At 75.6% G+C, this 1461-nt stretch carries 1 protein-coding gene; it reads right to left on the reverse strand.

Annotation, left to right across the window (positions count from 1 at the left end; all coding sequences use genetic code 11):
- A partial coding sequence (locus IF37_RS0138245) for a polyketide synthase dehydratase domain-containing protein (protein ID WP_030754311.1) occupies positions 1-1461 on the reverse strand: 1461 nt, incomplete at both ends.

Here is a 1461-nt window from a genome sequence, read left to right on the forward strand (position 1 = left end):
GAGTTCGGCGAGGACGATGCGGTCGGGGTGTTCGAGTTGGGCGGTGCGCAGCAGGCCGCGTACGGCGGCGGTGGCGGGGTGGCCGGAGCGGGCGGTGACCACGAGGGGACCGCTGCCCGGTTCCGCGTCCTCCACGAATTCCTGTACGGCGGCCAGGACCCGTCCGGTGAGCGTGCGGACCTGCTCGGGCACGCTGCTGCCCTCCGGCTCGGCCGTGACATCCAGCTCACGCCAATCAGCGGGCCGGGGAGTGGAGCTGAGGGCGACCGGCATCCAGTCCACCCGGAACAGCGCGTCCCGCGCCGCCCCTGTCCCGCCCAACTGCTCGGCGGCGACCGGGCGGGTCACCATCGAACCGACCGTGGCCAACGGCGCCCCCGTGGGGTCGGCCAGCTCCAGCGAGACCCCGGAGCCGCTCGGCACCGCGCGCACCAGCAGCGCCGTGGCGCCCGTCGCGTGCAGCGCCACCCCGTTCCAGGCGAACGGCAGCCGCACCCCGGCCCCGTCATCGGCGTCGGACAGCGCACAGAACGTGCTGGCCTGGAGAGCCGCGTCCAGCAGCGCCGGGTGCAGCCCGTACCGCTCGGCCGCGGCCTGCTCCTGCTCGGCGACGGCGACCTCGGCGAACACCTCCTCGCCCCGCCGCCACACCTTGCGCAGCGCACGGAACACCGGGCCGTAATCGAGCCCGCTCGCGGCGGACCGCTCGTAGAACCCGTCCAGCTCGACCGGCTCCGCACCGGCCGGCGGCCACTGCGCGAAGGCGGCGCCGGGAGCCGTGACCGCCTCGCTCAGGAAACCCGAGGCGTGCCGCACCCATGGATCGCCGACGGCGGCCGACTCCGGCCGGGAGTGGATCGTCAGCGGCCGGCGGCCCGTCGCGTCGGGGTCGGCCACGCCGATGCGCACCTGCACCGCACCGTGCTCCGGCAGCACCAGCGGCGCCTCCACGACCAACTCGTCCAGGGTCCCGCTGCCCGTCTCGTCACCCGCGCGCACCGCCATCTCGACCAGCGCCGCGCCCGGGACCACGGTCACGCCCGAGACGGTGTGGTCGGCCAGCCACGGATGGGTGGCGAGCGACAGCCGGCTGGTGCACCACAGCCCGGCGGACTCCGGCAGCCCCAGCACCGCACCCAGCAGCGGGTGCCCGGCCCCGGCCAGGCCCGCGGCGGACACATCGCCCGGACCGCCGTTGCCGACCAGCCAGTAGTGCTCGCGCTGGAAGGCGTACGTCGGCAGCTCGACCCGGCGGGCACCCGTCCCCTCGTAGAAGGCGAGCCAGTCCACCGAGCGGCCCGCCGCGTACAACCGGGCCGCCGCCTCCACCGCCACCTGGGCCTCGGGACGTCCCCGGCGCAAGGCGGGGGTGACGAGGCTGGTGGTGTCGTCGTCGAGGGTTTGGCCGGTCATGGGGGTGAGGGCGGCGTCGGGGCCGAGTTCGAGGTAGGTGGTGGTGCC

Source organism: Streptomyces sp. NRRL S-31 (genome assembly GCF_000718775.1).
Taxonomy (GTDB): Bacteria; Actinomycetota; Actinomycetes; order Streptomycetales; family Streptomycetaceae; genus Streptomyces.